Source organism: Roseateles sp. SL47 (genome assembly GCF_026625885.1).
Lineage (GTDB): Bacteria > Pseudomonadota > Gammaproteobacteria > Burkholderiales > Burkholderiaceae_C > Roseateles.
The window spans coordinates 5,007,984-5,031,911 of sequence record NZ_CP113068.1 but is presented as its reverse complement, the minus strand read 5'-3'; the positions used below and the strand labels follow the sequence as shown (position 1 = coordinate 5,031,911).

At 66.0% G+C, this 23,928-nt stretch carries 21 protein-coding genes; 6 read left to right on the top strand and 15 right to left on the bottom strand.

Going from position 1 to position 23,928, the window contains the following annotated elements:
- Positions 1–13 precede the first annotated feature (13 nt).
- Positions 14–1,573, top strand: coding sequence for a hypothetical protein (locus OU995_RS21730; RefSeq protein ID WP_267832214.1), 1,560 nt, complete (start codon positions 14–16; stop codon positions 1,571–1,573).
- Positions 1,574–1,660: 87 nt separating this feature from the next.
- Here the strand turns inward: OU995_RS21730 and otsB are convergent, their stop codons facing one another.
- From otsB to OU995_RS21710, 4 genes are all read right to left on the bottom strand, one after another.
- A complete protein-coding gene (otsB, locus tag OU995_RS21725) occupies positions 1,661–2,434 on the bottom strand; it encodes a trehalose-phosphatase (RefSeq protein WP_267832213.1) in 774 nt (257 codons plus the stop codon).
- Positions 2,431–4,716: an alpha,alpha-trehalose-phosphate synthase (UDP-forming) gene (locus OU995_RS21720; RefSeq protein WP_267832212.1), complete on the bottom strand. Its 2,286-nt coding sequence runs from the start codon at positions 4,714–4,716 to the stop codon at positions 2,431–2,433. Before OU995_RS21720 ends, otsB begins: the two co-directional genes overlap by 4 nt.
- Positions 4,713–5,243 carry a hypothetical protein gene (locus tag OU995_RS21715; RefSeq protein ID WP_267832211.1) on the bottom strand — a complete coding sequence of 177 codons (531 nt, stop codon included), beginning with the start codon at positions 5,241–5,243 and terminating at the stop codon, positions 4,713–4,715. Before OU995_RS21715 ends, OU995_RS21720 begins: the two co-directional genes overlap by 4 nt.
- Before the next feature lie 123 nt (positions 5,244–5,366).
- On the bottom strand, positions 5,367–5,585 hold the full coding sequence (locus OU995_RS21710) for a hypothetical protein (RefSeq protein WP_267832210.1): 219 nt from the start codon (positions 5,583–5,585) through the stop codon (positions 5,367–5,369).
- A 309-nt stretch (positions 5,586–5,894) separates the two neighbouring features.
- Between OU995_RS21710 and OU995_RS21705 the strand changes: the two genes are divergently transcribed.
- Together OU995_RS21705 and OU995_RS21700 are read left to right on the top strand one after the other, a co-directional pair.
- Positions 5,895–6,590, top strand: coding sequence for a hypothetical protein (locus OU995_RS21705; RefSeq protein ID WP_267832209.1), 696 nt, complete (start codon positions 5,895–5,897; stop codon positions 6,588–6,590).
- Positions 6,587–7,150 carry a hemerythrin domain-containing protein gene (locus OU995_RS21700; protein WP_267832207.1) on the top strand — a complete coding sequence of 188 codons (564 nt, stop codon included), beginning with the start codon at positions 6,587–6,589 and terminating at the stop codon, positions 7,148–7,150. Before OU995_RS21705 ends, OU995_RS21700 begins: the two co-directional genes overlap by 4 nt.
- Before the next feature lie 106 nt (positions 7,151–7,256).
- On the opposite strand, the gene OU995_RS21695 is transcribed toward OU995_RS21700, so the two are convergent.
- Entirely contained in the window at positions 7,257–8,081 is an 825-nt protein-coding gene (locus tag OU995_RS21695) for a DNA/RNA non-specific endonuclease (protein ID WP_267832205.1), read from the bottom strand.
- Positions 8,082–8,328: 247 nt separating this feature from the next.
- The gene (locus tag OU995_RS21690) at positions 8,329–10,779 is read right to left on the bottom strand and encodes a catalase (protein ID WP_267836332.1); all 2,451 of its coding nucleotides are present in this window, start codon (positions 10,777–10,779) and stop codon (positions 8,329–8,331) included.
- A 429-nt stretch (positions 10,780–11,208) separates the two neighbouring features.
- Between OU995_RS21690 and OU995_RS21685 the strand changes: the two genes are divergently transcribed.
- Positions 11,209–11,463, top strand: coding sequence for a DUF6496 domain-containing protein (locus OU995_RS21685; RefSeq protein WP_267832204.1), 255 nt, complete (start codon positions 11,209–11,211; stop codon positions 11,461–11,463).
- A 155-nt stretch (positions 11,464–11,618) separates the two neighbouring features.
- Here OU995_RS21685 and OU995_RS21680 read toward each other — a convergent pair whose 3' ends face one another.
- Positions 11,619–12,962, bottom strand: coding sequence for a PQQ-dependent sugar dehydrogenase (locus OU995_RS21680; RefSeq protein WP_267832203.1), 1,344 nt, complete (start codon positions 12,960–12,962; stop codon positions 11,619–11,621).
- A gap of 161 nt (positions 12,963–13,123) precedes the next feature.
- Positions 13,124–13,576 carry a hypothetical protein gene (locus OU995_RS21675; protein WP_267832202.1) on the bottom strand — a complete coding sequence of 151 codons (453 nt, stop codon included), beginning with the start codon at positions 13,574–13,576 and terminating at the stop codon, positions 13,124–13,126.
- Between the two features lie 449 nt (positions 13,577–14,025).
- Between OU995_RS21675 and OU995_RS21670 the strand changes: the two genes are divergently transcribed.
- Positions 14,026–16,371 (top strand): TonB-dependent receptor family protein, encoded by a 2,346-nt coding sequence (locus tag OU995_RS21670; protein ID WP_267832201.1) that lies wholly within the window; start codon positions 14,026–14,028, stop codon positions 16,369–16,371.
- 58 nt (positions 16,372–16,429) lie between these two features.
- On the opposite strand, the gene OU995_RS21665 is transcribed toward OU995_RS21670, so the two are convergent.
- Positions 16,430–17,563: a hypothetical protein gene (locus OU995_RS21665; RefSeq protein WP_267832200.1), complete on the bottom strand. Its 1,134-nt coding sequence runs from the start codon at positions 17,561–17,563 to the stop codon at positions 16,430–16,432.
- Between OU995_RS21665 and OU995_RS21660 the strand changes: the two genes are divergently transcribed.
- Complete coding sequence (locus OU995_RS21660; protein WP_267832199.1) at positions 17,543–17,884, top strand: hypothetical protein; 342 nt, start codon at positions 17,543–17,545, stop codon at positions 17,882–17,884. The genes OU995_RS21665 and OU995_RS21660 overlap by 21 nt on opposite strands.
- Positions 17,885–18,319: 435 nt before the next feature.
- Here the strand turns inward: OU995_RS21660 and OU995_RS21655 are convergent, their stop codons facing one another.
- The 6 genes from OU995_RS21655 to OU995_RS21630 are packed head-to-tail and all read right to left on the bottom strand — an operon-like array spanning position 18,320 to position 23,906.
- Positions 18,320–20,290, bottom strand: coding sequence for a hybrid sensor histidine kinase/response regulator (locus OU995_RS21655; RefSeq protein WP_267832198.1), 1,971 nt, complete (start codon positions 20,288–20,290; stop codon positions 18,320–18,322).
- Entirely contained in the window at positions 20,290–21,204 is a 915-nt protein-coding gene (locus OU995_RS21650; protein ID WP_267832197.1) for a sensor histidine kinase, read from the bottom strand. The genes OU995_RS21655 and OU995_RS21650 overlap by 1 nt, the downstream gene beginning before the upstream one ends.
- A 9-nt stretch (positions 21,205–21,213) precedes the next feature.
- Positions 21,214–22,245, bottom strand: a complete 1,032-nt coding sequence (locus OU995_RS21645) for a SpoIIE family protein phosphatase (RefSeq protein ID WP_267832196.1) — start codon at positions 22,243–22,245, stop codon at positions 21,214–21,216.
- 3 nt (positions 22,246–22,248) lie between these two features.
- Positions 22,249–22,656 (bottom strand): anti-sigma regulatory factor, encoded by a 408-nt coding sequence (locus tag OU995_RS21640; RefSeq protein ID WP_267836331.1) that lies wholly within the window; start codon positions 22,654–22,656, stop codon positions 22,249–22,251.
- Complete coding sequence (locus OU995_RS21635) at positions 22,646–23,029, bottom strand: STAS domain-containing protein (protein WP_267832195.1); 384 nt, start codon at positions 23,027–23,029, stop codon at positions 22,646–22,648. The genes OU995_RS21640 and OU995_RS21635 overlap by 11 nt, the downstream gene beginning before the upstream one ends.
- Position 23,030: 1 nt before the next feature.
- Positions 23,031–23,906, bottom strand: a complete 876-nt coding sequence (locus tag OU995_RS21630) for an STAS domain-containing protein (RefSeq protein WP_267832194.1) — start codon at positions 23,904–23,906, stop codon at positions 23,031–23,033.
- Between the last annotated feature and the right edge of the window lie 22 nt (positions 23,907–23,928).

Below are 23,928 nucleotides of genomic sequence, written 5' to 3'. Positions count from 1 at the left end.
CGGAGATGCCCCGATGTTCAATATTTTCAAGTCCCACCGATCAGGCTACAGCCCCCTGGAAGACATGGATGAGGCCGAAGACCATGCGAGTGCTGGTGCAGAGAAAGCCGCCCAATCGGACAAGGCCGCGAAGCTGTCTCTTGACAACAAAGCGGCTCTGCGGGAACTGGAAAAGCCCTGGAACTTCTTCATGACTGCGCTGGAGATCATGAACACCCTGGACCAATGGCACACCCGGGGTGCCACCGTGGAGGAATGGAAAGGTATTCGAAGTTCGGTGGAGAAAGCCGCCCTCTGTGGCGTTCCCAGCACTCAGGAATGGCGTGAATATCTCCTGAAAACCCAGCGCGAGGTGGCCGCCTTGAAGGGGGCCTGGCAGGCGATGAGCGCGCTGAGCGGCCACTGGCTGGATCAGTTCGACTGGAACCTGACCGCGCCGCTGGTCCATCCGTCGCTGGACCGCATCCTGCAGATCTGCCTGGGTACGGCCCGCCTTCACTTGAACAGCGCCTACAACCTCTTCGAGATTCAGCGACCTGGCAGTGAAAGGCATGCGGAAAATGGGAGAAAGTTGTTGGAGGTGGCTGCGGCTGTTGTGCGATGCAACAGGCAGGGGACCGATGATCAGAAGAAGCAGCTGGTGGAGATCCTGACGGCCATGCCGCCCGAGGGGAACGTCGAACGGATGCATCAACTGACGACCCAGGTGATGGGCCCCCTTGGCAATTGGATGCCTCCCCAGGCCGGCGAGGCGTCCCCAGCTGCTGAAGACCCTATTGCGCGCGCCAGCAACGGGCAAGACTTTCAGCGCCTCGTGCGCGCGTTCAAGGATCAACCGCTCCCGACGGATGTTCGACCAGCGGTCCAGGAGCACTTGCAATTGACGCTGGAATTGCTCAGCAAACATGGGCCTTCGGGACGTAATTCGCTGCAGCCGCAAGACCTTGAGGCACTGCGTTACGCAAAAGGGATCTTGGACAAGACCCGAGCGCTGACACTGGGGGCGAAGAACTGTTACGACGACTCCATCCGCTTGAGAGCGAAACTGTCGCTCCTGCCGCACTTGCACACTGCGCTCGGCGCACGCGAGATGGACGTGGATCAACTGCGCAGAAAGGCCAACCGCCTCGGCGATGAGGGGGATCTTGATGGCGCTGTTCACGCTCTGAATCAGGCGACGGAGCTGGCGCGAGCCACACTTCACCAGATCGAGCAAGCCGAGCGCAAGCAGTGGGATTCAATCGTCCCGCAGGTGTTCTCATGGGGCATGCTCCAGCAGCAGTTGCAACCGTACAGGACGATGCAGGATCACATGGGTTTCAAAACCCGTGTTCTGGAGCGGTTCGATCAATATGCTCATGACTTCAAGTTGGCGAAATCCCAGGCCCAAGCCCAAGCGTGTCTCGGCAGCATGGAGGCGCAGGTCTCGGCTTTGACGCAGTTCTATCGCCGGCGGGAGACGGGGGGGGGATCGTCGGCGCCCGTCGCTAGCGCCACTGCTTCGACAACTGCCACCGCCGCTGCGACTCTTCCACCCGCAGCCGTCATGCAGGGATTACCAGACCAGCACTGAACTGCGGCACTAGGGCGGAACGACGGCTGCACCTTGGCGGCACGGGCGCAGTGCACCCGCCGATCAGCTCCCGCCGATCAGCCCCGGTCAAGACCGTCTCGCCTGCAGCGCCTGTGCCATCTCCCGCAAGGCGTCGCGCATGTCCGCCTGCTCCTGCAGGAAATAGCGGGCATGACTGTTGTCCAGGCGGGGGCCCACACGCACGGTGACCCAGTCATGGCCGGCACGCTCGAACACCGGTTCGTCATTGGTGTCGTCGCCGGCATAAAAGCCGGTGCGGCAGCCGTAGTGGTCCATCAGTCGATGCATCGCGTCGCCCTTGTCCGGCGCGCCCTCCACCAGCACATTCACCACGCGCTTGCCCGGCTCGGTGAGCAAGCGCGGCGGAAGCTGGGCCACCAGTTCGTCGATGAGGGCACGGGCCACTTGCGGGTCCGGCGCCAGCCGATCGTGGAGGGCCATGGAGGCACCTTTGTCCTCGATGAACACACCCGCCGCAGACAGCCGCATACGCCGCTCATCCACTCGCGCCCGAAACGGAGCCAATGCGGCCACCACGTCTGCATGCGGCCCCTGGATCTGGTCCTCGGCGCCGTGGTTGCCAACGATGTGTGTCGGTGTGAAGCCCAACCGGGCGCGCACGTCCTCCACCTGGCGGCCGGTGATGATCACCAGCGGCAGTTGCTTCGACAGCTCGTTGAGCAGGGGCACCATCTCCGGCGGGACCCGGGCCTCGTCCGGATGCATGACGATGGGGGCCAACGTGCCATCAAAATCAAAGGCCAGCAGCGGGCGTTCGCGCACCAGCCGGTTCAGGGCCTGTCGGCCTTCGGGGCCCAGGAGATGCTTCTGGGGTGTCATGAGCTGATGGCCTCCGCCCCTTCGCGGGCACGTCGCTGCACGCGCCGCGTGATGCGTTCCCGCAGGCGCCATTGCCCGGCATCGGCCAGCATGCGGCCCGCCCAACGATAGACATTGAACTCCCGTACCGTCATGCGCAGGCTGGCCATGCGTTCGCGCTGCTCCTGCGGCGGCATCGTGGCTGCACGGTGTAATGCATCGGTGGTTTCTTCCACGTGATAGGGGTTGATCACCAACGCTTCTGGCAATTCCCTGGCCGCACCGGCAAAGCGGCTGAGGATCAGCACGCCTTGCTCATCATCACGCGCGGCAATGAACTCCTTGCACACCAGATTCATGCCGTCGTGCAGGCTGGTGACCACGCACATATCGGCCGCCCGGTACAGCTCCATCAGGGCGGCATGGTCGTGATGCTCCGCCAGCAGACGGACCGGCTGATAGCGGTCGGATCCGAAACGCTGATTGATGCGGTCGGTCACGCGGTGAATGCGGTCCTGGAACTCACGGTATTCCTCCAGCGCATTGCGGGTGGGGGCCGCCACCTGCACCAGCACGAAACGGCCTTGCCACTGCGGATACTTCTCCAGCAGACGCTCCACGGCATGCAGGCGTTCCAGAATTCCCTTGGTGTAGTCGAACCGGTCCACTCCCACAGCGATGCAGGCGTCGTGGGTCAAGCCCAGGCGCTCGATGACTGCGCGGCGCGCTTGGGAAGGCGCAGGCCAGGTCATGCGTTCGTCATCAGTGGGCCAGGCAATCGAGATCGGATAACTCTGCACCAGCGTTGGCTCACCCTGATAGCTGATGGTCGAATGCTCATGCTCGATCCGAGCTTCCAGATATCGGTCCACCGTCTCCGTGAAGTTCTTGCAGTGGAAACGGGTGTGGAACCCCAGGATGGTGCTGCCGAGCATGCCCTGCAGCAGCTCGCGCCGCCACGGGCAGATGCCGAAGGATTCCGGGTTCGGCCATGGGATGTGCCAGAAGGTGATGATGGTGGCCTTGGGCAGCTTCTCGCGCACCATGGCGGGCAGCAGGGCGAAGTGATAGTCCTGCACCAGCACCACCGGGTCGTCGCTGCGGGCTTCGGCCACCACGGCATCGGCAAAGCGCTGATTCACCGCGCGGTATTGCGCCCAATCGGATTCCCGGAACACCGGCCGCACGTGGGCCACGTGGCACAAGGGCCAGAGACCTTCATTGGCAAAGCCCTGGTAATAGCCCTGTTCCTCTTCATCGGTCAGCCAGATGCGGCGCAGGACATAGTCCTTGGTGTCGGGGGGCACCGCCACGCGGTCGTGTTCATCAACGGTGTCGCGGTCTGCGCTACCGCTGCCGTGAGCAATCCAGGTCCCCGAGCAGGCGCGCATCACCGGCTCCACGGCGGTCACCAGGCCACTGGCCGGGCGGCTCACCGTGATGCCCTTGTCGCCGCGCAGATGGATGTAAGGCTCGCGGTTGGACACCACGATCACCTGGTCCCCCCGCAACTGGGTCCGCAGCAGGCTACGCAGCCGTTCCGGGTCCCAGGGGGTGAGCGGGCCGTGTTCGCGATAGAGGTTGTCCTCCAGTTCCCGCAGATGCTGGCGGATTTCCACCTCCAGCGGCTGAAGCTCCGGTGGCGGCGAATCACCAGCCCCCCCGGCCCCGCCGCCTGGCAGCAGCGGGCGCACCAGGCCCTCACCCCGAAGGATGGCCCGCATGCCAGACACCCATCCGCGCCAGCTCAGTTGAGCCACCACCATGGTGATGCCGGCCACGGCCAGACCCAGCACCGTGATGAAGATGATCATGTAGCGCCGTGTGTCGATACTGCGGCGGTCCGGCAGGCTCAGGTCGTGCAGCAGCACCAGGCGGTCGGAATCCGCCTGCTGGGCATTGACCGGGAAGTCGCCGATGTGGACCGCCCCGCTGGACAGCTCCAAGCGTGGGTCCTGCTGGCGGGCCATGGTGCGCGCCTCCTGGCAGGTCAGGGAACCCGGGAATCCCTTGGTGCTCAGAATCTGTTCATTGGTGGCGCTGCACAGCGCAATGCCCACCAGGCGCTCGTCCAGCACACCACGCTCCAGCAGGCCGCGCAGCCGATCCAGCTTGGCATTGGGTTCGATGTCGGAAATGGCCAGGGACAGGGTCTTGGCGACCATCGCGCCGCGCGCGCTGAGGTCGCGTGAGAACCAGCGCAGCGTCATGCGGTCCAGCAAGGGTAACGCCAGCAACGCGGCCAGCGTCAGCGTCACCATCAATGGGACCAGGAAACGGATCTGCAGATGGATGGATTTCATTCAGCGCTCCGGGACCGTCGCGGTAACCACGGTCGGTGCGGGGGGCGCCCGGTGGTGTGGGTGTCTTCAGCGGTGGGGGAATTGCGCCGCAGTGCCAGCAGGCCACCGGCTGCGAGGCCCGCAGCAAAGCCGCCGTACAGCAGCCACTTGCTGCACGCTTCGGCGGCGCGGTCCGCGGCGGGTGTGAGGCGGCGCGGGCGCACCACTTCATCCAGGCCGGCGGACACTGCGGTCAGCAGCAGTGCGTCGGTGCAGGCATTCCAGCGGTCCGGGGTGGAACGACGACTGCGGATGCGGTCATACAACGCGCCCCACAACACGGACGTTGCGATGTGAAAGGCCAGCGTGCGGGCCCGTGATGACCACGGCGGCCGGCCAATGCGGTATTGCGCAGCGCCGGTCAACGCGTCCACGCGGTGAGCATGGTCGCTGCGGCTGCCTCGTAGCAAGGCAAACCCCGACAGCAGGCTGGCCAACAGTCCTTCAGTGGCGGCGCGACGCGCGGCCCCTAGCAGCAATCCCTTCAAAGGCAACTCCTGTGATCCGTGACGGAGGGGAACCCCCCCGTCTACGGCAATCACCGTGCCAAGGACAACTGCTGAGAAAGTCGGATGCCGAACGCCACAGCGGCGCTCAGGGTCCCTGTCACATCACTGAAGCGCCGTGGGCGGCGGCATGTAGGGCGGCTCCCGCACAGGGACCGGGTTCTCCGGCAGCGGCGGATCAATGATCTCTGGCGGTCCGGGTTCGGGGGCGGTTGGCGGCCCGTGCGGTGGCGGCGGCACGCTGGGGACTTCGTCCGGGAAGGGCGGGGACGGAGGAATGCTCTGGGCGAGCCACGGCCCGGGGCGGGTGATGCAAGGCGTCATGGGGTGATCCTCGAAGTGGTGGAGCTGGTCCTGCAAGCGGCGCGCCCGGTGCGCAGCGTGCCGAGGGAGATCCGGAACCTCCGGTTGTTCCGAGCCCTTTGAAAGGAGCCACGCCGGAGCAGCAAGACCACCCAGGACCTGCAGCGTGAGAGGCACCAGCAGCCAGGATCACAAGGACAAGCAATGGGCCACGAAACGCCATTGGCGGGGAGGCCCCCCGACGCACGAAGCAGTGTCAAGGACCTCGGATACGGGGGCTCTGGTGCGTGGCACCTCATTTGCCGGACACGGCCCAAGGAGACTTTGACCATGCAAGACAAGTCCTTCAACACCCCCTGGCGGCTGTTCTGGTGCGCCGATGCGGCGGACGAGCGCCTGCTGCATGTCAGTGAGGCCGTGAGTTCGGTGTTGGGCATGACGCCCGGCGCCTTGCTGGAAGACCCGCTGCAGTGGAACCATGCCGTCCTGCCGGCCGACGCTGCCGCCTTGCCGCGCCCCTTCTGTGCCGCCCCTGTGCCCCAGGGCGGTGAAGACCTGCGCGAATACCGCATGCTCGGGGCCGACCTGCACCTCTACCAGGTGCGGGACCGGCGCTTCCGCTGGCGCGACCCGGCGACTGGCCGCATGCACATTGTTGGCATGGTCGAGGGCATGCAGGAACTGCGACCGTCTCCAGACGCCGCAGTGGAACCTTCATGGGAGCACCTTTGGGTGCCGCCGATGCCCGAGGCGATGCCCGGGTTTGTGTCGGCTTCCGGCCCCGACCGCGACCGCGACCCCGGCAGCGACAAGCCTGCGGCCCCCCCCAGCCGGTCCGGGAGCGTGCCCCGGACGCCGGATCCTTCCCGCGAGACCGACGAGAACGATGGCGGCCCGCCTCATGCGCCCGAGGATGACCCGGGCGTCCATCCTGGCGGCCCCAAGCGCTATCACGACGACTACGGCTCGCCTAGCCGCATGTCGCAGCGCGGTCATCCTCATGCGGTGACGGAGTGCCCGCCATGAGCCATGTGTTCCAGCACGGCAGCTTGCAGGCGGACGGCCATGCACGAGATGAGGTGGTGGCCCTGTTGATGCACGACCATCAGCAGGCGCTGCTGGCCTTCCGGCAGTTCGAACGGCTGCGCGCCAGCGGTGAAGACGCCGCGTGCGAGGCGCTGGTCCGTCGCACCTGCGCCTTGCTGACGCTGCACGCCACGCTGGAAGAGGAGCTGTTGTATCCGGTCGTCCGAGCTTGCCCGGAAGTGGGCGATGCGGAGCGGAGGCTGATCCACGAGGCCGAGGTGGAACACCTGGTGGTGCGCATTTTGATGTCGCAACTGCTCCGCATGGAGGCCGAGGATCCGCAATTTGCTCCCTTGGTCGGCGTGTTGAGCCGCTATGTGGACCACCATGTGCAGGAGGTGGAGCAGGGCATCTTGCCCCGCCTCACCTCTGCCTCGTCGGTGGACTGGCTGCAGCTCGCCAGCCGGCTTCTCCGGCGCCGGGAGGACCTCCAGCGCCAGTGGCAGGACGAGCTGGCGCCGCAGGAAGTGCTGGTGCAGGCGCTGCGGCGACTGTCCTGACAGGACACTCAGCCACCAGCTACCAGCTACCAGCTACCAGCCACCAGCCACCAGCCACCAGCCACCAGCTACCAGCTACCAGCTACCAGCTACCAGCTCGCTGCTGTCACCCGTTCGTTGGCAGGAACCGAATGCCGGTGCGCTTGACCAGTTCGTCATAGCTGATCGGACGTTCGATTCGCGCAGTGGCCGTATTGGGCAGCCAATGGGCCCAGCTGCGCCCGGTACTGTCGTCGTGTACCAGCTTGTAGAGAGCGCTCGGAATGGCGGGCCCGTCACCCCCCAGCCGCGCCGGACTGGCGGCATAGTAGGCGCCGGTGATGATGGTCACCGTGCCGCTGGCGCGCATCACGTAGGCGCGTGTGTCCTTCTCGATCTTGTTCCAGGCCTGTTGGTTGTTGATCGAGTTCTGCGGCACGACATTGGCCAGAGAGAACGATTGAGCCATGGCGCGGTCATCGCGCATGTCCCGCGCTGGCGTGAGATGCCCACGGTCGTGGCGTTCTTCCTTGGGCAAGCGGGACTCGCCCGCATAGTCCTCCAACTGCGCCCGCTCGCGGGCGGGCAGCCGGGCATCCGCAAAGAAGGCCTTGCGGCCATCGGGCCGCTTCACGGACGCCCCCTCGCGCAATGCTTCCGCGTTCAGCCGCTCTGCCGAAAACAGCGGGCCCTTGAGCGCTCCAGCATGCAACACCGCGAACTGGTCGTAACAGAGGGCGCGCAGCGGGCCGTAGGTGGCGGCCGCCTTGGGCATGTCCAGCACGGGGGGGGAACCACGATAGAAATGGGCGCTGCAGGACTGGAAGCCGGTGGCCACCGGGGGAAGGTCCGCCGTGCGCCGGCTGGCTGCCGACGTCGACGTGTCCGTGCCCAGGGCGCGTTCCAGGGCCCGATGCAGGTCCCGCGCCATCGGACGGGAGCTGTCGGCCATGACAAGGCCGGGGAGGGCGCCGAGAGAGGCGCCAAGAACCAAGCAGGCGGTCAGGCGCAGGGGACTGCAAGAGAAATGAACCAGCACTCGACACCGTGGGTGACTGAAGACGGGCGTGAGATTACCGATGAAGGGCCCCCCGCCTCCGCATCTGTGTGCGGTCTCCAGATCTCTCGCCCGATGCCAGACAAAAAAGCGCCGGCCGCACAGTCATGCGGCCGGCGCTTTTGTTGATCGGCCCAGGCGATCAGACCAGCGGCGGATCCGTCTCCCGCTCGAATGGACGGTGCTGACCGATGGCCGCAACGAAGCGGCTGATCGCCCCCGCCGTGTCGCTGTCCTTCGACATGCTGGTGGGCGCGCCCACCGGATCCCGATCTTCTTCCGGCACCGGGCCGGCAAAGAACAGCGTCGGATCGTGCTCGGCCTCATCGGCAGAAGCTGGCACACCCGCCGCCTGCAGCAGAGCACTGCGGCCCCCCAACACCAGGATGGGTTTGCAATGCCGGTACAGGTCCTGCACGAAGCTCACCGCCTGGCCGGACATGGCCAGATTCGGCCGGTCCGGCGATTCATCCGGCAGCACCACGGCATCCCACAGCGCGCCGGGTGCGGTTTCCAGCGTGATTTCGATCTGCATCGGGTCGCCGCTGGCCGGTTGCACATCCCCCAGACGATGAGCGATCAGTCGCGGCACCCCCCCGGCGTCCAGCACCGCCGTATGCACGGCGCGAACGGCCGTGCCGTCGACGCCCTGGTGGACCAGCAACGCCACGCGGCGGCCATTCAGCGCGCCATCCCCGGGCCGCGCCAGCAGCGAGAGCGCGGCGGACTTCGTCACTTCCGGTGGCTGCACCGACCCTTCTACGCCCGCGCCCGCCCCGGTGCCGGGTGCCAGGTCTGGCAGCGGTGCCGGCACCTCCATGCCCAGCCCTTCGGCCACCCGCTGCGCCAGTGTGGCGTCCACCCGGGCCAGCAGGGCCAGCACCCGCTGACGGATGGCCGGTGTCTGCACTCGGGTCAGCTCGAAACGGTAGGCCGCCACGATGTGGTTCTGCTCCGGTTCGCTCTGGCTGTTCCAGAACAACTGTGCCTGCGCATAGTGCTCCGCAAAACGCTCCGGCTTGCCGCGTAATGCTTCGCCCTGGATGGCCTTGGGATAAGAGACGAAGCCGCTGGCGCCTGCCTGGAACGGGCAGCCACCGCCCAGGGAATTGGGCTCATAAGCGACCCGACCGCGGGCAATCGCCTGGCGGTGCAGACCGTCACGCTGGTTGTTGTGGACCTGCGCCACCGGTGCATTGATGGGGATCTCGTGGAAGTTGGCGCCACCCAGACGCGTGATCTGCGTGTCCACATAGGAATGGAGGCGGCCCGCCAGCAGCGGGTCGTTGGTGAAATCGATGCCGGGAATGATGTGGGCCGTGCAGAACGCCACCTGTTCGGTTTCGGCAAAGAAATTGTCCGGATTACGCGTCAGCACCATGCGGCCTACGGGCCGCAGCGGCACCAGTTCTTCCGGCACCAGCTTGGTCGCATCCAGGATGTCGAACGACCAATGCTCGGCCTGCTCTTCGGTGAAGACCTGCAGGGCCAGTTCCCATTCAGGAGCGTTGCCGGCCTCGATGGCTTCCCACAGATCGCGGCGATGGAAATCGGAGTCCGCGCCGGAGATCTTCACCGCTTCATCCCACACCAGCGAATGAGTGCCGGCCTTGGGCGTCCAGTGGAACTTCACCAAATGGGCCTCACCGCGGGCATTGATCAGCCGGAAGGTGTGCACGCCAAAGCCCTGCATCATCCGATAGCTGCGGGGAATGGCCCGGTCGGACATGGCCCACATCAGCATGTGGGCGGATTCTGGCATCAGCGAAACGAAGTCCCAGAAGGTGTCGTGCGCGCTGGCCGCCTGTGGCATGCCATGGTGCGGTTCCGGCTTGACCGCATGGATCAGGTCCGGAAACTTCATGGCGTCCTGGATGAAGAACACCGGGATGTTGTTGCCGACCAGATCCCAGTTGCCCTCGTCGGTATAGAACTTGACTGCAAAGCCGCGCACGTCGCGGGCGGTGTCGGTCGAGCCCCGCTCACCGGCCACGGTGGAGAAGCGCACAAACACCGGTGTACGTTTGCCCGCCGCCGTGAAAGGCGCTGCAACCGTCAGGTCCTCCAGCGCGTCGTAGCACTCGAAGTAGCCATGAGCCGCCGAGCCGCGGGCATGGACCACCCGCTCGGGAATGCGCTCATGGTCGAAGTGGGTGATCTTCTCGCGGAGGATGAAGTCCTCCATGAGCGTCGGGCCCCGCAGGCCAGCCTTGAGCGAGTTCTGGTTGTCAGCCACCCGGACGCCTTGGTTGGTCGTCAGGGCCTGGCCGGTGGCGTCCACACGGACACGGTCCAGCGCTTCATTGGTCGGGTTGTAGCCCAGCTCGGGCATGCCTTCGCCGAGCTTGTCCGAAGCGAAGTCCTCCGTGACGGTGCTGCCGGACACCAGATCGTCCGGGCTGTCGACCGAGGTGCCTTGTGGCGGCTGCAAGGCGTTGTCGCGGCCGTGTTCGGCGGCTTTGTGGGCATTGGAAGGAATGGCGGCGGCCACGGATTCCGTGCCGCTCATCTTGCGGGCCAGACGCACTTGCGACTCGGTGGCCGCAGCGCTGGTCACCAGCTCGCTGCGTGCCGGGCCGGCAATGGTGCTCATGGCCGATCCCAGGCCCTCATTGGGTGGCCCTGGGGGGAGGGTGCCCGTGGAGGAGGCGGCGCTGCTGCGGGTGGCCGGCTGAGCAGTGCGCGAAGCCGTGGTGCTGGCAGCGGACTTGGCAGCGGCCTTTGTGGGGGTCTTTGTTGTGGTCTTGGTCGCGGCATGGGTCGCGGCTTTGGCGGCGGTCGCCTTGGCCTCGGACGTGGCCGAAGCGTCGGGTTTCTTGGTGGGCATGGAGTTCCTCGTCTTGGCGGATGGGTCCGGACGGGCCGGGAGGTGGGGAAGGACGAACGGGTCGTGCAGGGGGACGAACGTGCGTGTCGTCTTCCGATGGCAAGCCTCGTGCCGCAACAAACGCAGGGCCGTGGAGGGCCTCACTCCCCTGGCACCCGGGTTGCCGCCTCCCCGGCATCACGACCGGAGATGACCATGAGCACCAAGTACGGCAAGAAGGTCCAGGAAGAAGTGGGTCAGGCGCTTCACGAGGAGAAGCAACAGGAACTCAAAAGCGGTAAAAGTGGCAAGACGGTGACCCTCCGCAAGCAGGCCATTGCCATCGGCCTGGCCAAGGCGCGTGAAGCGGGTGCCAAGGTGCCGAGCAAGCGCAAGCGCACGCGGCATTACGCGGCATTACGCGGCACTACGCGGCACTACGCGGCACTACGCGGCATTACGCGGCATTAACACCCCGCTGCAGGTGTGGCCCCGCGAGGGTGCCGCCTGATGGACAGGCCCCGCATCCATCATCGCCACGCTGCCCTCCGGCTATTGCAACAACGGGCCGTTGAGCAGCCCGTCCGGGTCTGAAGATCCTCAGGTCATGGCCCCCACAGCGTGGATCAGCGCGCCTGAACCTTCCAGATCACGTTGCCGACATCATCGGCCACCAGCAGAGCGCCTTGCTTGTCCAGTGCCACGCCGACCGGGCGGCCCTGGGCCTGGCCCTTGGCATCCAGGAAGCCGGTCAGCACATCCAGCGGCATGCCGCTGGGTTTGGCGCCGACAAAGGGCACAAACACCACCTTGTAGCCCGCTGGGTTCTTGCGGTTCCAGGACCCGTGCTGACCAATGAACATGCCGTGGGCATAGGCCTGCGAGAGCTTGTTGCCGTCACTGGCAGCCAGGCCCAACGAGGCGGTGTGCGCGCCGACGGCGAAGTCGGGGACGATGGCCTTGTCCACCAGATCCGGCCGCGGCGGCGACACCCGGTTGTCGACATGCTTGCCGTAGTAGCTGTACGGCCAGCCATAGAAGCCGTTTTCCTGCACCGAGGTGATGTAGTCCGGCACCAGATCGTCGCCGAGTTCGTCACGCTCGTTCACCGCTACCCACAGCGCCTTGCTGGTCGGCTCCCAGGCCAGGCCCACGGGATTGCGCAGGCCGCTGGCAAACACACGGCTGGCACCGGACTTCACGTCGACCTCCAGAATGGCAGCGCGCTCCTGCTCGGCCTCCATGCCGTTTTCGGCCACATTGCTGTTGGAGCCGATGCCTGCATAAAGCTTGGTGCCGTCGGCATTGGCAATCAGGCTCTTGGTCCAGTGGTGGTTGATGCGGCCACCCGGTAGATCAGCCAGCTTCGTCGGCGGGCCGGCCAACCGGGTCTGGCCTTCGCGATAGGGGAAACGCACAACGGCATCGGTATTGGCCACATAGAACTGATCACCGATCAGGGCCATGCCAAACGGGGAGTTGAGGCCTTCGGCGAAAACAAAGCGCTGGTCGGCCACACCGTCGCCATTGGTGTCGCGCAACAGGGTGATGCGGTTGGCGCTCTTCACGGTGGCGCCGGCCTTCTTCTGGAACTGCTTGGTCACCCAGGCCTTGGGGCCCTTGCCGTCATCGGGCCGCTCCGGGCCATTGGTCTCCGCCACCAGCACGTCGCCGTTGGGCAGCACATACAACCAACGCGGATGGACAAGTTTGTCGGCGAAACGCACCACCGTCAGGCCAGCGGCTGCCTGGGGCTGGGCCTGGCCAGACCAGCCGACCGCCTTGGCCACGTTGATGGTGGGTACCAGGGTCTTGTTGGGTTCAGGCAGCGTGGGGTTGGGGCCGTACCCCGGCGGATTGGCCGGCTGGGCTTCCAGCGCCTGGGCGGTGGAGAGGCTGAGGGTGACGGCCCACAGTGCGGCGGCAAGCACCAAGGGGCGGACGGTTGGCAGGCGATTGTTCTTGTGCATGGTGGCTCCGGTCATGGCAAGGTCAATGGAGTGGGCCGTAGCGCCAACTGGCCGGAACCGGCGCAGCTGGACGCCAACAGGGACCAGGACCAGCCTGAGCAAACGGGATGCCCGTGGCGGTGGGGAGCCTCCGGCGGTGGGCCGGGCAAGCTGTGAACCGCTCAAGCCTTCAACGGCTCGGAGCCCGGCAAGGTGTGCAGGATGGGCTCCATGTCTTTCAAAGCGTCCAGCAGGGTGTCCTTCAGCCGGAGTTCGAGGAAGCCATTGCTGTCGATCAGGTCAATCAACTCCTCCTCCACCAGCCACTGGCGCGTGTCGCGGGCCAGCGCCTGTCGCGCTTCCTGGCCGGCGCTCTGGACGCTGGACAGCGGCAATGCGGTGATCCAGCGCTGGTGCCAATGGCTCAAGGACAGGCGAAAGTCGTCGCAGGCCTGGTCCAGCGCCAACAGGATCAGGTCCCTGTCCGGCTGGGCGCAGCAACCGGCCTGCACAGCGCGGCGGAGATCCTCCAGGGCGGCTTCCACCTGCTCGCAGGTGCGCAGCCAGCGGGCATGCAGGCGCGTGGCCCAGGACGGCCAGGGTGGGGAGACCTGTGGGCTGACATGCGGGCTCACCTGTGGGCCGACATGTTGCGAGACGGGGTGCGCAACCGGAAGAGGGGCCGGCGGGTTGCCGCGTTGGGTGGACGCGGAACTGGCAGCGTTGGGTGGAGACGTTGTGATCGGCATGGTAGGGAACCGTGCCCATGGCAGGCGCGGTGCAGCGGTGAAGGTTGCGCGTGGGTGAGCGGGCGGGCGTCAGGTGTTCGCCGAGGGAGTGCGTTTTGGTCAAAAGCCGTGGGCGGGGGAGGCGCTGCGAGGGTGGTGAATGACATCTTTCACGCATGGCTACCGTCGCTTGCACGGGCTTGCACGGGCTTGCACGGGGCCTGCACTGGGATGCACGGCGCTGCATGGGCCTGCCGTTTGCCAACTGCGGGTTCGGCCTGCATGGGTGGGGGCCGGCAGGTCGCCGCGATCACCATCCGGTTCGACGCTGTTCGTGGCTTTGGGAGAATGCGTACATGACAAGAATCAAGGGTGCCGGATCGGCATGGATGCAGGGCGATGGCCCGCGTCACCATCAGGTGCTGGTCGCCGTGTTGGGCCTCTACGGCCTCGCTGGTGTGAGCGGACTGGGTGAATGCCTGGCGCGGAGCGAAGCATCGGTATGGGCCGGCGAGGGACGTGGCAGCACGTCCACCACGCCAACAAGGTCCACGACAGCCGGCCAAGCTCCCACTGCCACCACTGCCACCACTGCCACCACTGGCACCACTGCCACCACTGCCACCACTGCCACCACTGGCACCGCCCCCACATCCTTGCCGCCTGTGGTGATCACCGGCAGCGTTGCGGAGCGCGCTCTTGCCACGGTGCCCTATGCCGCTTCGGTGCTGGACGCGCAAGACCTGCGTCGCGCCGGCCCGATGGTCAATCTGTCTGAAGCGCTGGCACGAGTGCCGGGCATGACCGCCAACAATCGCCAGAACTATGCGCAGGACCTGCAACTGTCTTCGCGGGGCTTTGGTGCTCGCGCACCGTTTGGTGTGCGGGGACTGAGGCTCTACACCGACGGCATTCCCGCCACCATGCCGGACGGCCAGGGGCAGGTGTCCCACTTCGACCTCGCGTCTGCGCAGCGGCTGGAGGTGGTGCGCGGCCCGTTCACCGCGCTGTATGGAAACAGCTCCGGCGGCGTGATTGCCGCGTTCTCCGCACCGGTGACGGCCGCCACGGTTGGCGTGGATCTCGATGCCGGGGCGGACGGTCTGCGGCAGGCTCGTCTCAGCGCGGGCGCGCCGTTGGGCCACGGTTGGGAGGCGCAGGGCAGCGTGAGTGGATTCAAGACGGACGGCTTTCGTCCGCAGAGTGAGGCCCATCGCACGCTGGGCACCGCCCGGGTGGCCTGGGCCGGTGAGGCGGACCGCTTGACCCTGCTGCTCAACAGCCTGAACCAGCGCGCCCAGGACTCGCTGGGCCTGACCCCTGCGCAATGGCAGGCCGACCCTGACCAGACCACGCCACAGGCCTTGCAGTTCAACACCCGCAAGACCGCGACTCAAACGCAGATCGGGGGGCGCTGGACCCATCGTTTTGATGACGCCGCCGGTCCGCTCGCCAGCAGCAGCCTGACGGCCTACACCGGCTGGCGCAGCGTGACGCAATGGCAGTCCATCACGGTGGGGGCCCAGGCGGCTGCGGGCAGCGGCGGTGGCGTCGTGGATGTGGATCGTCGTTATGACGGTGTGGATGGCCGGCTGGTATGGCGTCTGCTGGGCGGGACGCTGGCCACCGGCGCCAACGTGGAGCGCCAGCGGGATGATCGCAAGGGCTATCAGAACTTCATCGGCACCGGAGCGGCGCAGCAACTCGGAGTCACCGGGGCATTGCGACGGGATGAGGACAACGAAGCCTGCGCCCGCGAAGCCTATGCGCAATGGGACGGGGCGCTCACCACGCAGCTCACCGGCACCCTCGGGCTACGTGCCGGTGAGCTGCGCATGTCGGCGCAAGACCGGTATCTCTCCAACGGGGACGACTCCGGCTCACGGCGTTATCGGTATGCCAACCCCGCCGTGGGCCTGGGTTGGGCCTTGACGGAAGGGCTGCTGCTGCATGCGGCTGCCGGTCGCGGTTTTGAATCCCCCACGCTGAACGAACTGGCCTATCGCGCCGATGGCACCGCCGGCTTCAATTCCGACCTGCAGCCGCAGAAAAGCGAGCAGCAGGAGGTGGGCCTGAAGTGGCGCGGGCCGTTCTTGACCCTGGATGCCACGGCCTTCCACATCACCACGCGCAATGAGATTGCGGTCCTCACCAACAGCGGCGGCCGCTCCAGCTATCAAAACGTTGGCCGGACAAAGCGAAGTGGCTTGGAGCTGTCGGGCCAATGGCAACTGAACGCGCAGTGGCGGGCCACCGGTACCTTGAGCACCTTGGCGGCCCGTTATCGCGACGGTTTTCTCACCTGTACCGGCACCCCATGCGCCGCAGCCAACACCCCCGTGGCGGCGGGGCGGCGCATTGCCGGTACCCATGGCGGCAGCGCCTTGGCCGAACTGGCCTGGAAACCCGAGGTCTGGACCGGGGGCGAGGCCGCGCTGGAATGGCGCGGCGTGCGGCGCACGGCGGCGAATGACACCAACACCGACTTCGCGCCGGGTTATGGGTTGCTGCATGTGCGCTTCAGCCAGGGCGGCCAGTCCGACGTCCATCGCTGGACCTGGATTGCGCGGGTGGAGAACCTGACCAACCGCCGTTATGTGGGCAGCGTGATCGTGAACGACGGCAATGGCCGTTTTTTCGAACCAGCACTCGCCAGGACCTGGTGGCTGGGCATCAAACTGGCGACCCGGATCGGTTCCTGACTTGGCCTCAGACTCGGCCACTGATGCGACCACTGATGTTGCCAATGAATCGGGGCGATCAAGAAGCCTCTATTGCTGCCGCGCGTTCAAAGGCCTGCCTGAAGGCATTCAGCTTGGCTGTTGGGCTGAACTGCTGCATAGCTTCACCGTAGGCCCGAACATCCGCTGCGGGAACACTGTCTTGCAGCCGCGCTGCGTAGCGGTCTGCGAGTGTGCGCATGCTGCAGTCCGGGTCTTCGCGCAGGATCTGCTGGGTGCGCCGCAGTGAATCAACACCGGCCTGAACGGATGCCTCGTCCAGCACAAGATCGGCATTGCCCACCTTGTTCTGCAAGAAGAAGTCCTTGGGGAGTTCGCTCAGCAACTGCTGACGCTTCGCCATCAGCATCGTCTGCATCTGGTCAGCATCAATGGCCAGGAAACGCTCGCGTAGCCAGGGGTCGAAGGGGAGGTCGGCGGCGGGCAGCGGGTTGGTGCCGGAGGGATCCGAACAAAGGGCGTTGGGCACCCGCTGCATCTGACAGGTTTGGGCCAGGGCCAGACGATTGGGGAAGGCAGAGCCGCCATCGATGGGCCGCACGCCGCCTTTGATGTCAATCATCAGGTTGCCCCATTTGATGTCCAGATTGCCCATGGCCAGATTGGCCAGCATGGCCTGCTGCAACTGTGTGGGCTCCAGACGCTGGGCCTGCAGGGCCCAAAGCGCCCGGGTCCGTTGCAGCTGTTCCAACCCCTCTTCCGAGGGTTCGACTTGCTGACTTATGGCATCCACATCCATGCACTGGCCGGGGACGCCGTCAATGAGCGCCCCGAGTTGCCCCTGATTGCTGACAATGTTGACGTGCGGGAAACCAAAGTTCAGGCCGGTGGTTTCGCTCACCCGCTGGTTGAAGTCATCACAGAGCTTTTCCCGCAGGCCCGAACCGCCGCGCGGCAGCAGGTTCTGCGGCGACTCACCGTCAAAAGGCTTGAAGGCAAACAGCACCGACTGGTGGCCGGGCTGGATCAGGCGCACTTCGGAACTGCCGGCCACTGCGCGCGCCGGGGAGGTGTGCCGGCTGAGGAAGGCCGCACGCTGCTCGGCGGCGAAGCGCCGTGCGGTGGAATCGGTCGCACGGGTGGACCGCGAGGCGCCGGAGGGGTTGGCCGCCTCTTGCAGCTGGCTGTAGAGATGCTCAAGGCTGCTGCGCATCTCTTGGATGACCGCCTGCTTGTCTCGAACACGTTGTGCTTCAGTGCCACCCTTCTGGAGCGATTTTGCCCATCGCTTTTCATGGGTTTCCTCATACCGCTGCAGCAGCATTTGCAAGGTGCGGGCGGGGCGGTAAGCGTCGGCCACGGCGCTGTGGGACACCCTGCGCGCAGCGGCCAGCAGATGCTCAAAGGATGGTTGATTGGGATTTTGACGAAGACGCAGCCATCGGATCACGGGGGCACTGCCCAGTTGCTTGCCAATGCTGTTGAGCCGTTCCTGGGAGAAATGACGGTGGAACTCGGAATCCTTGCCTTGTGAGCCCACCTCCTGGGGGGCGTGCCACTGCGCCGGTGATGCCGACGAATGCACGTGTGATGCCGGCGGACGGGAGGGCGGGAATGCCGCGGTGGAGGCCTTGACCGGTGTCCGGGCGCTTGGCGTCTCCACGGCCGGTGCCCCTCGGCGTCTGCCCAGCAGTGCGTTCAGGAAATGACCTTGTCGCGGAAGCAGGGCCGCGCGCGCCTCAGGGAGGCCCGGGTGGCTGACGGAGGGGGACGGCGCCATTCCGGCCACCGGCCCAAAACCGGGCAGATTTCCGGGAAACGAACCAGGTACGGCGGAATGTGTCATGCAGCCCTCCAATGAAGAATGCAGGGATGGTCCCTTGCATTCGCTTGGTGGGCCCCCGGGGTGGCCCGGGTTCGCTGGCCGTTTGCCAAGGATCAATGACGCCGCATCCAAGCCGGGTGGGGCTCAATGACTCTGCGTCAGTTGCTCCATGGCCCGCAGCAGTTGCTGCGGCCGCAGCGGTTTGCTCAGATGCGCATCAAATCCGGCCTGCAGCGCCTGCTGCCGGTCCAGGTCGCGCGAGAAGGCGGTGAGGGCAATCGCCGGCAGTCGTTGGCCCGGGGCTTCCCGGTGCCGCAGCTCGCGGATCAGGTCGTAGCCGTCCTTGCCGGGCATGCCCACGTCACTGATCAGCAGATCGAAGCGGCCGTGCGCCAGCGTTGCCAACGCATCATCGGCGCGCTGCACCAGCGTGACGCGGATGTCCCGGTCCCCCAGGATCATCCTCAGCATCGCGCCGGCATCGGCATCGTCGTCCACCAGCAGCACCCGCAGACCGGCCAGCCCGGCGGGATTGGTGGTGTCGGGGCCTTCGACCGGACCGAGCAGGCCCGATCCGGTGTCCGGCCCGTCCTGCGGCTGGTCGGCGTCCGCGCCCGGCAGCCAGAACGCGATCTGCGTGCCCAGGCCCGTGCCTTCGCTGTGTACCTGTACCCAGCCACCATGCGCCTCCACGAGACTCTTCACAATCGCCAGCCCCAACCCCAGCCCGCCGTGGTGGCGGTTGCTGGAGGCATCACTCTGGGTGAAGCGCTCGAAGATGTGAGGCAGGAATTCGGGCGAAATCCCTTGCCCTTGATCGGTCACTTGGATCCACGCACCCCTGTCTTGTTCCCGCAGGGCCAGCGTGATGACACTGCCCTTGGGCGAGAACTTGGCGGCATTGCCCACCAGGTTCCAGATCACCTGCTGCACGCGGCCGCTGTCGGCCATCAGCAGCAGGTGTTCGTCCTGAAGATCCAGATCCAGCGTGTGGCCCCCCGCGTGCAGGCCTTCCTGCACGGCTGCCACGGCCGCACGCACGATGGCCCCGGCTGCCACCGTTTCGCGGCTGAGCGGCAGCTTGCCCACGTTCAGGCGCGACATGTCGAGGATGTCCGAAATCATCCGTGCCTGAATGCTGACATTGCGTTCGATGGCGCTCAGCCCCTTGCTCAATAGCTCCGGCGGGCTGTGTCGCTGCAGCACATGGGTCCAGCCCATGATGGCGTTCAGCGGTGTCCGCAGCTCATGCGACAGCACCGCAATCAGATCGTCCTTCAAACGGCTTAAACGTTCGGCTTCGCTGCGGGCGGTGCGTTCCCGATCCAGCATGGCCTGGCGCTGCAGCGCGAGCTGCTGCTGCTGGGACACGTCGATGGCCATGACCATGCCCACCCCCGGCTCCACCGGCGGCGAGGTGGTCCATTCCACCGCCACGGCGTCGCCGGAGGGCGTCAGGATCGAAAACAAGGCCCGTTGCCCGCTTTCTTCGAGCCGCTGGAAGAATTGCAGTGCCGTGGCGCGGTCCTCCGGCACCACAAAGTCCAGCAGCGGCTGGCCGACCACCTGATGGTCGTGGCGCTCCAGCAGCGCCAGCATGGCGGGGTTGGCGTCCAGCACGGCGTTGTTGCCGGCCTGCAGCAGGCAGATGCCGCTGGGCGCCTGCGCATACACGGTGCGGAACTTGACCTCGCTGCGCCGCATGGCGGCCTCGGCGGCCTGGGTGCGCACCAGCGCCTGGATGGTGGACACCAGCACCGCCGGCTCCACCGGGTGCGTGAGATAGGCATCGGCGCCCGCATCCAGGCCGCGCACCTTGTCCTCATCGGTGAGGTAGGCCGCCGTCAAATGGATGACGGGCAGGCGGAAGGTGGTGTGCTTGGCCCGCAGGCGGCGGCAGAGCTCAAAACCATCGATGTCCGGCAAATGGATGTCGAGCACCACGGCCGAGATGTTGTTGTCGGCAATCGCCAGTGCCTGCGCGCCGGTGGCGGCTTCCTCGGTCGGGAAACCGGCGGCATTGAGCAGACGCACGGTGGTGTAGCGACCGACCGGGTCGTCGTTCACGACCAGCAATCGGTGCTGGGAGCGGTCGATCGCCCGAGGCTCGCTCATCAGCCCAGGTCCTCCGCCGCTGTCTGTTGCACAGCGCTCGGCATGGGCGTGTCGGCGGCATCCCCCAAGCGCAGGGGCAGGGTCACGGAGAACACCGACCCCTTGCCTGCCTCGCTTTGCAGGGCCACCTGGCCGCCCAGCAGTTCAGCCAGCCGTTTGCTCAGCGACAGGCCCAGACCGGTGCCGCGCAGGCGCTTCTGGATGGGGGAGTCCAGCTGGATAAAGTCCTGGAAGATGGCCTGATGGAATTCCGGCGCGATGCCGATGCCGGTATCGGTGACCGAGAAGACCATGGAATCCCCTTGCTGCACGGCGGACACCCGCACTTCGCCTTGCGAGGTGAACTTCAATGCGTTCGAGATGAAGTTGCGCAGAATCTGCGACAGCTTGCCGTTGTCGGTGAACAGCTGGGTGCTGCCGACCGGTTCTTCAAAAATCAACTGCACGTCTGGATTGACCAGCACCGGCTTGAACATGCCACGCAGCGCGGCAAACAGGTCGACCAGCTCAAACCAGGCTGGCGAGATGTCGATGCGGCCGGCCTCGACCTTCGCCAGATCCAGCAAATCATTGACCATGTCGGTCAATTCTTCCGAGGTGGTGCGGATGAACTGGATCTGTTTGTCCTGTTCCGGCGTCAGCGGTCCATCCACACGGTCCAGCAGCAGGCGGGTGAGGCTGCGGATGGAGGCGATGGGTGTGCGGAATTCATGGCTCATGTAAGCCAGGAAGCGGCTCTTGAGCTCAGTGGCCTGGCGCAGTTGCTGGGCCTGGGTGTCGAGTTCCGCATACAGGGCCAGCACCCCGCGATTGGTCTCGTCCAGCTCCATCTGCAGGTCCTGCACCTGCTGGCGGGCCTGCATCAGCGCCTCGTGCAGCGCTTGTGGATCATCGAGGGAGGAATCGTGTGTCATCAGGACGTGTCAGGGAGGGCTGCGGGGCACCACCACCACGACGGTGGCGTCATCTCGGCCTCTGCAATGGTCTCTCAGAATCCATCCGGCGATGACAGCCGGGCCGGCTTGCAACAGGCCGGGGACGTCGTCGAGCTTCCAGCGAGTCTGGATGCCATCGGAATGCAGGACAAGCACTGCATGCGGAGGCCATTCATAAGCCGTGTCCTGCAAACGGCGCACCCGCACCCCGAGCGTGCCATGCTGCACCATCAGGCTGCGGTCGGAAATCCCCGAGATCAGGCGCCCGCTCACATTGCCGGCGCCGGACAACAGCAGGGACCGCGGATCCGGCGTCAGCCGGGCCAAGGTGACGGCCGCCCCCCGTGTGCTGCGCAGAAGGTCGTGGCAGTCGTCCAGCAGATGGGCCGGGGATGGGCTGGAGGGCGGCGACCTGTGCAGCAGCGTCACCATGAGGTCGGCCGCTTCGGCGGCTTCCGGGCCATGCCCCAGACCGTCGGCGACCAGCACCAGCCAGTGGTCGGGCTGGAGACGCACCGTCCAGGCATCACCGCTGACCTGCTCGCCGGGGGCGGCCAGGCTGATACCGGCCACCTCAAAGGCCGTGCTGGCGTTGATGGCGGCCGCTGGAGGAGCGCTGCGCGCCACGCGGGCCGCGCATCGTGTGGCGATGACCGTGCCGCGCTCCGGCGCCGAAAACGCATCGAAGTGGCGGGCCATGCGGCGCACCGCGCCCAGCCCGGTGCCGGACGACCCGCCCGTGCTGAACCCGTCCCGCAGGCAGCGGTTCAGGTCCATGCCGGGGCCCTGGTCCAGCGACAGGACCTCCACCTCGCCGTCCACCGTACCCAGCAGCAGCGCTGCCTGACGGCCGGGGCCGACGTGGCGGCTCAGATTGGTGCCGAGTTCGGTCACGACCAGCGCCAGCCGGCCGGTGGCCTCTTCATCAAACTCCAGGGACGACGCGAGCTGCTGTGCCGCCCGGCGCGCTTCGCCCACCTGGCTGACATCCTCAATGGGGCAACGCAGATGCGGTTGCATCGCTTATTTCCAGCGGGTGATGGTCACCCGCGTGCCCTTGCCGGGGGCGGTCTCGAGTTCGAAGTCGTTGACCAGCCGTTTGCTGCCGGAGAGGCCCATGCCGAGCCCGCCGCCGGAGGTCCAGCCATCCTTGAGCGCCAGATCGATGTCGGGAATGCCGGGGCCCTGGTCCACGAAGGACAGTCGCAACCCGTTGCGCACACCTTGCTGCACAAGCTGCCATTGCATGTCGCCGCCACCCCCGTAAATGAGGGTGTTGCGAGACAGCTCACTCGCCGCCGTGATCATCTTGGTCTGGTCCACCAGACTGAACTTCAGGGCCTGGGTGAGGCGGCGCACCTGCTGGCGTGCCATCACGATGTCCGCTTCACTGCGGATGGCCATTTCGCCGCTGTTGGCCTCAGTCGTCATCGCCAACATGGAACTGCTCCTCTTCCGATCGTTGGAGCAGCTGCATGCCTCGTTCCACATTCAGTGCGGTCCGCACACCGTCCAGCGACAGGCCCAGTTCGACCAGCGTGATAGCCACCGCCGGCTGCATGCCCACCACCACGGTGGTGGCGCCCAACACCCGGGCAATGCCGGAAATGCTGGCCAGCATGCGTCCGATGAAGGAATCGACGATTTCCATGGCGGAAATGTCAATCAGCACGCCGGTGGCGGCCGTGTTCTGGATCTTGTTGGCCAGATCGTCCTGGAGCGCCAGAGCGGTCTGGTCTTGCAGGTCGACCTGGATGGTGACCAGCAGGACCCGACCCATCTGGAGAATGGGGATGCGTTGCATGTCAGCCCGCCAGTCCGGTGGAAGCCGGGGTGCGGTTGCGGGTGACCACAAAGCCGGTGCGTCGCAGGGCCAGGGCCAGGGCATCGGCCAGGGTGGCCTTGGTGGTGATGCCTTCCAGGTCGATGCCCAGATGCACGATGGTCTGCGCGATCTGCGGGCGGATGCCGCTGATGATGCAGTCCGCGCCCATCAGGCGGATGGCTGTGACCGTCTTCATCAGGTGCTGTGCGACCAGCGTGTCCACCGTGGGCACGCCGGTGATGTCGATGATGGCCAGGGCCGAGCCGGTGTCGACAATGCGTTCCAGCAGGGCCTCCATCACGACCTGGGTGCGGCCGCTGTCCAGCGTGCCGATCATCGGCACCGCCAGCACACCGTCCCACAGCTTGACCACGGGGGTGGACAGCTCCAGCAGGTCTTGTTGCTGGCGGGCGATGATGTCTTCCCGGCTGCGCTGGTACGTGGACACCGTATGTTGCGCCATGGCGTCCAGCAGGGTGGAGATGTCCCAGGTGGCATTCACCAGCGACTCTGGCTCCTTGCTGAACCGGCGTTGCAATGCGCTGAACAGCGGTTTCTTCAGGCCCAGCACAAAGCGGCTGGTCTCGGCAGCGGTGGTGCCTTGAGCGGCCCGTGAGGCCGACAGCTTGGCCAACTGGTCACGCAGCCGCGACCAGCCCGCGTGGTCCAGATCGGTGATGCCGCCGCTGTTGCGCAGCCCGGCGAGCAGGGCCTCCAGCAGTTCGGCGGTTTCACGAGCCTCGGTGGGACTCCCGCGCCCGGCCCCGGACGACTGCAGCACCGCTTGCCATTCGGCGAGCACCTGCTCCTTGTGATTGGCGAGCAGGTCTTCAACCGCGGCGCTTTGTGGATTCATGGTTTCCTCGAGTGGACTGGGG

Excerpts from the sequence above, each read along its gene's own strand:
- OU995_RS21700 (WP_267832207.1), top strand. The coding sequence starts at position 6,587 with ATGAGCCATGTGTTCCAGCACGGCAGCTTGCAGGCGGACGGCCATGCA.
- OU995_RS21680 (WP_267832203.1), bottom strand. The coding sequence starts at position 12,962 with ATGCACAAGAACAATCGCCTGCCAACCGTCCGCCCCTTGGTGCTTGCC.
- OU995_RS21650 (WP_267832197.1), bottom strand. The coding sequence starts at position 21,204 with ATGACACACGATTCCTCCCTCGATGATCCACAAGCGCTGCACGAGGCG.
- OU995_RS21685 (WP_267832204.1), top strand. The coding sequence starts at position 11,209 with ATGAGCACCAAGTACGGCAAGAAGGTCCAGGAAGAAGTGGGTCAGGCG.
- otsB (WP_267832213.1), bottom strand. The coding sequence starts at position 2,434 with ATGACACCCCAGAAGCATCTCCTGGGCCCCGAAGGCCGACAGGCCCTG.
- OU995_RS21660 (WP_267832199.1), top strand. The coding sequence starts at position 17,543 with ATGCTCAAGGCTGCTGCGCATCTCTTGGATGACCGCCTGCTTGTCTCG.
- OU995_RS21655 (WP_267832198.1), bottom strand. The coding sequence starts at position 20,290 with ATGAGCGAGCCTCGGGCGATCGACCGCTCCCAGCACCGATTGCTGGTC.
- OU995_RS21705 (WP_267832209.1), top strand. The coding sequence starts at position 5,895 with ATGCAAGACAAGTCCTTCAACACCCCCTGGCGGCTGTTCTGGTGCGCC.
- OU995_RS21690 (WP_267836332.1), bottom strand. The coding sequence starts at position 10,779 with ATGAGCACCATTGCCGGCCCGGCACGCAGCGAGCTGGTGACCAGCGCT.
- OU995_RS21635 (WP_267832195.1), bottom strand. The coding sequence starts at position 23,029 with ATGCAACGCATCCCCATTCTCCAGATGGGTCGGGTCCTGCTGGTCACC.
- OU995_RS21670 (WP_267832201.1), top strand. The coding sequence starts at position 14,026 with ATGACAAGAATCAAGGGTGCCGGATCGGCATGGATGCAGGGCGATGGC.
- OU995_RS21695 (WP_267832205.1), bottom strand. The coding sequence starts at position 8,081 with ATGGCCGACAGCTCCCGTCCGATGGCGCGGGACCTGCATCGGGCCCTG.
- OU995_RS21730 (WP_267832214.1), top strand. The coding sequence starts at position 14 with ATGTTCAATATTTTCAAGTCCCACCGATCAGGCTACAGCCCCCTGGAA.
- OU995_RS21665 (WP_267832200.1), bottom strand. The coding sequence starts at position 17,563 with ATGCGCAGCAGCCTTGAGCATCTCTACAGCCAGCTGCAAGAGGCGGCC.
- OU995_RS21630 (WP_267832194.1), bottom strand. The coding sequence starts at position 23,906 with ATGAATCCACAAAGCGCCGCGGTTGAAGACCTGCTCGCCAATCACAAG.
- OU995_RS21710 (WP_267832210.1), bottom strand. The coding sequence starts at position 5,585 with ATGACGCCTTGCATCACCCGCCCCGGGCCGTGGCTCGCCCAGAGCATT.
- OU995_RS21645 (WP_267832196.1), bottom strand. The coding sequence starts at position 22,245 with ATGCAACCGCATCTGCGTTGCCCCATTGAGGATGTCAGCCAGGTGGGC.
- OU995_RS21720 (WP_267832212.1), bottom strand. The coding sequence starts at position 4,716 with ATGAAATCCATCCATCTGCAGATCCGTTTCCTGGTCCCATTGATGGTG.
- OU995_RS21640 (WP_267836331.1), bottom strand. The coding sequence starts at position 22,656 with ATGACGACTGAGGCCAACAGCGGCGAAATGGCCATCCGCAGTGAAGCG.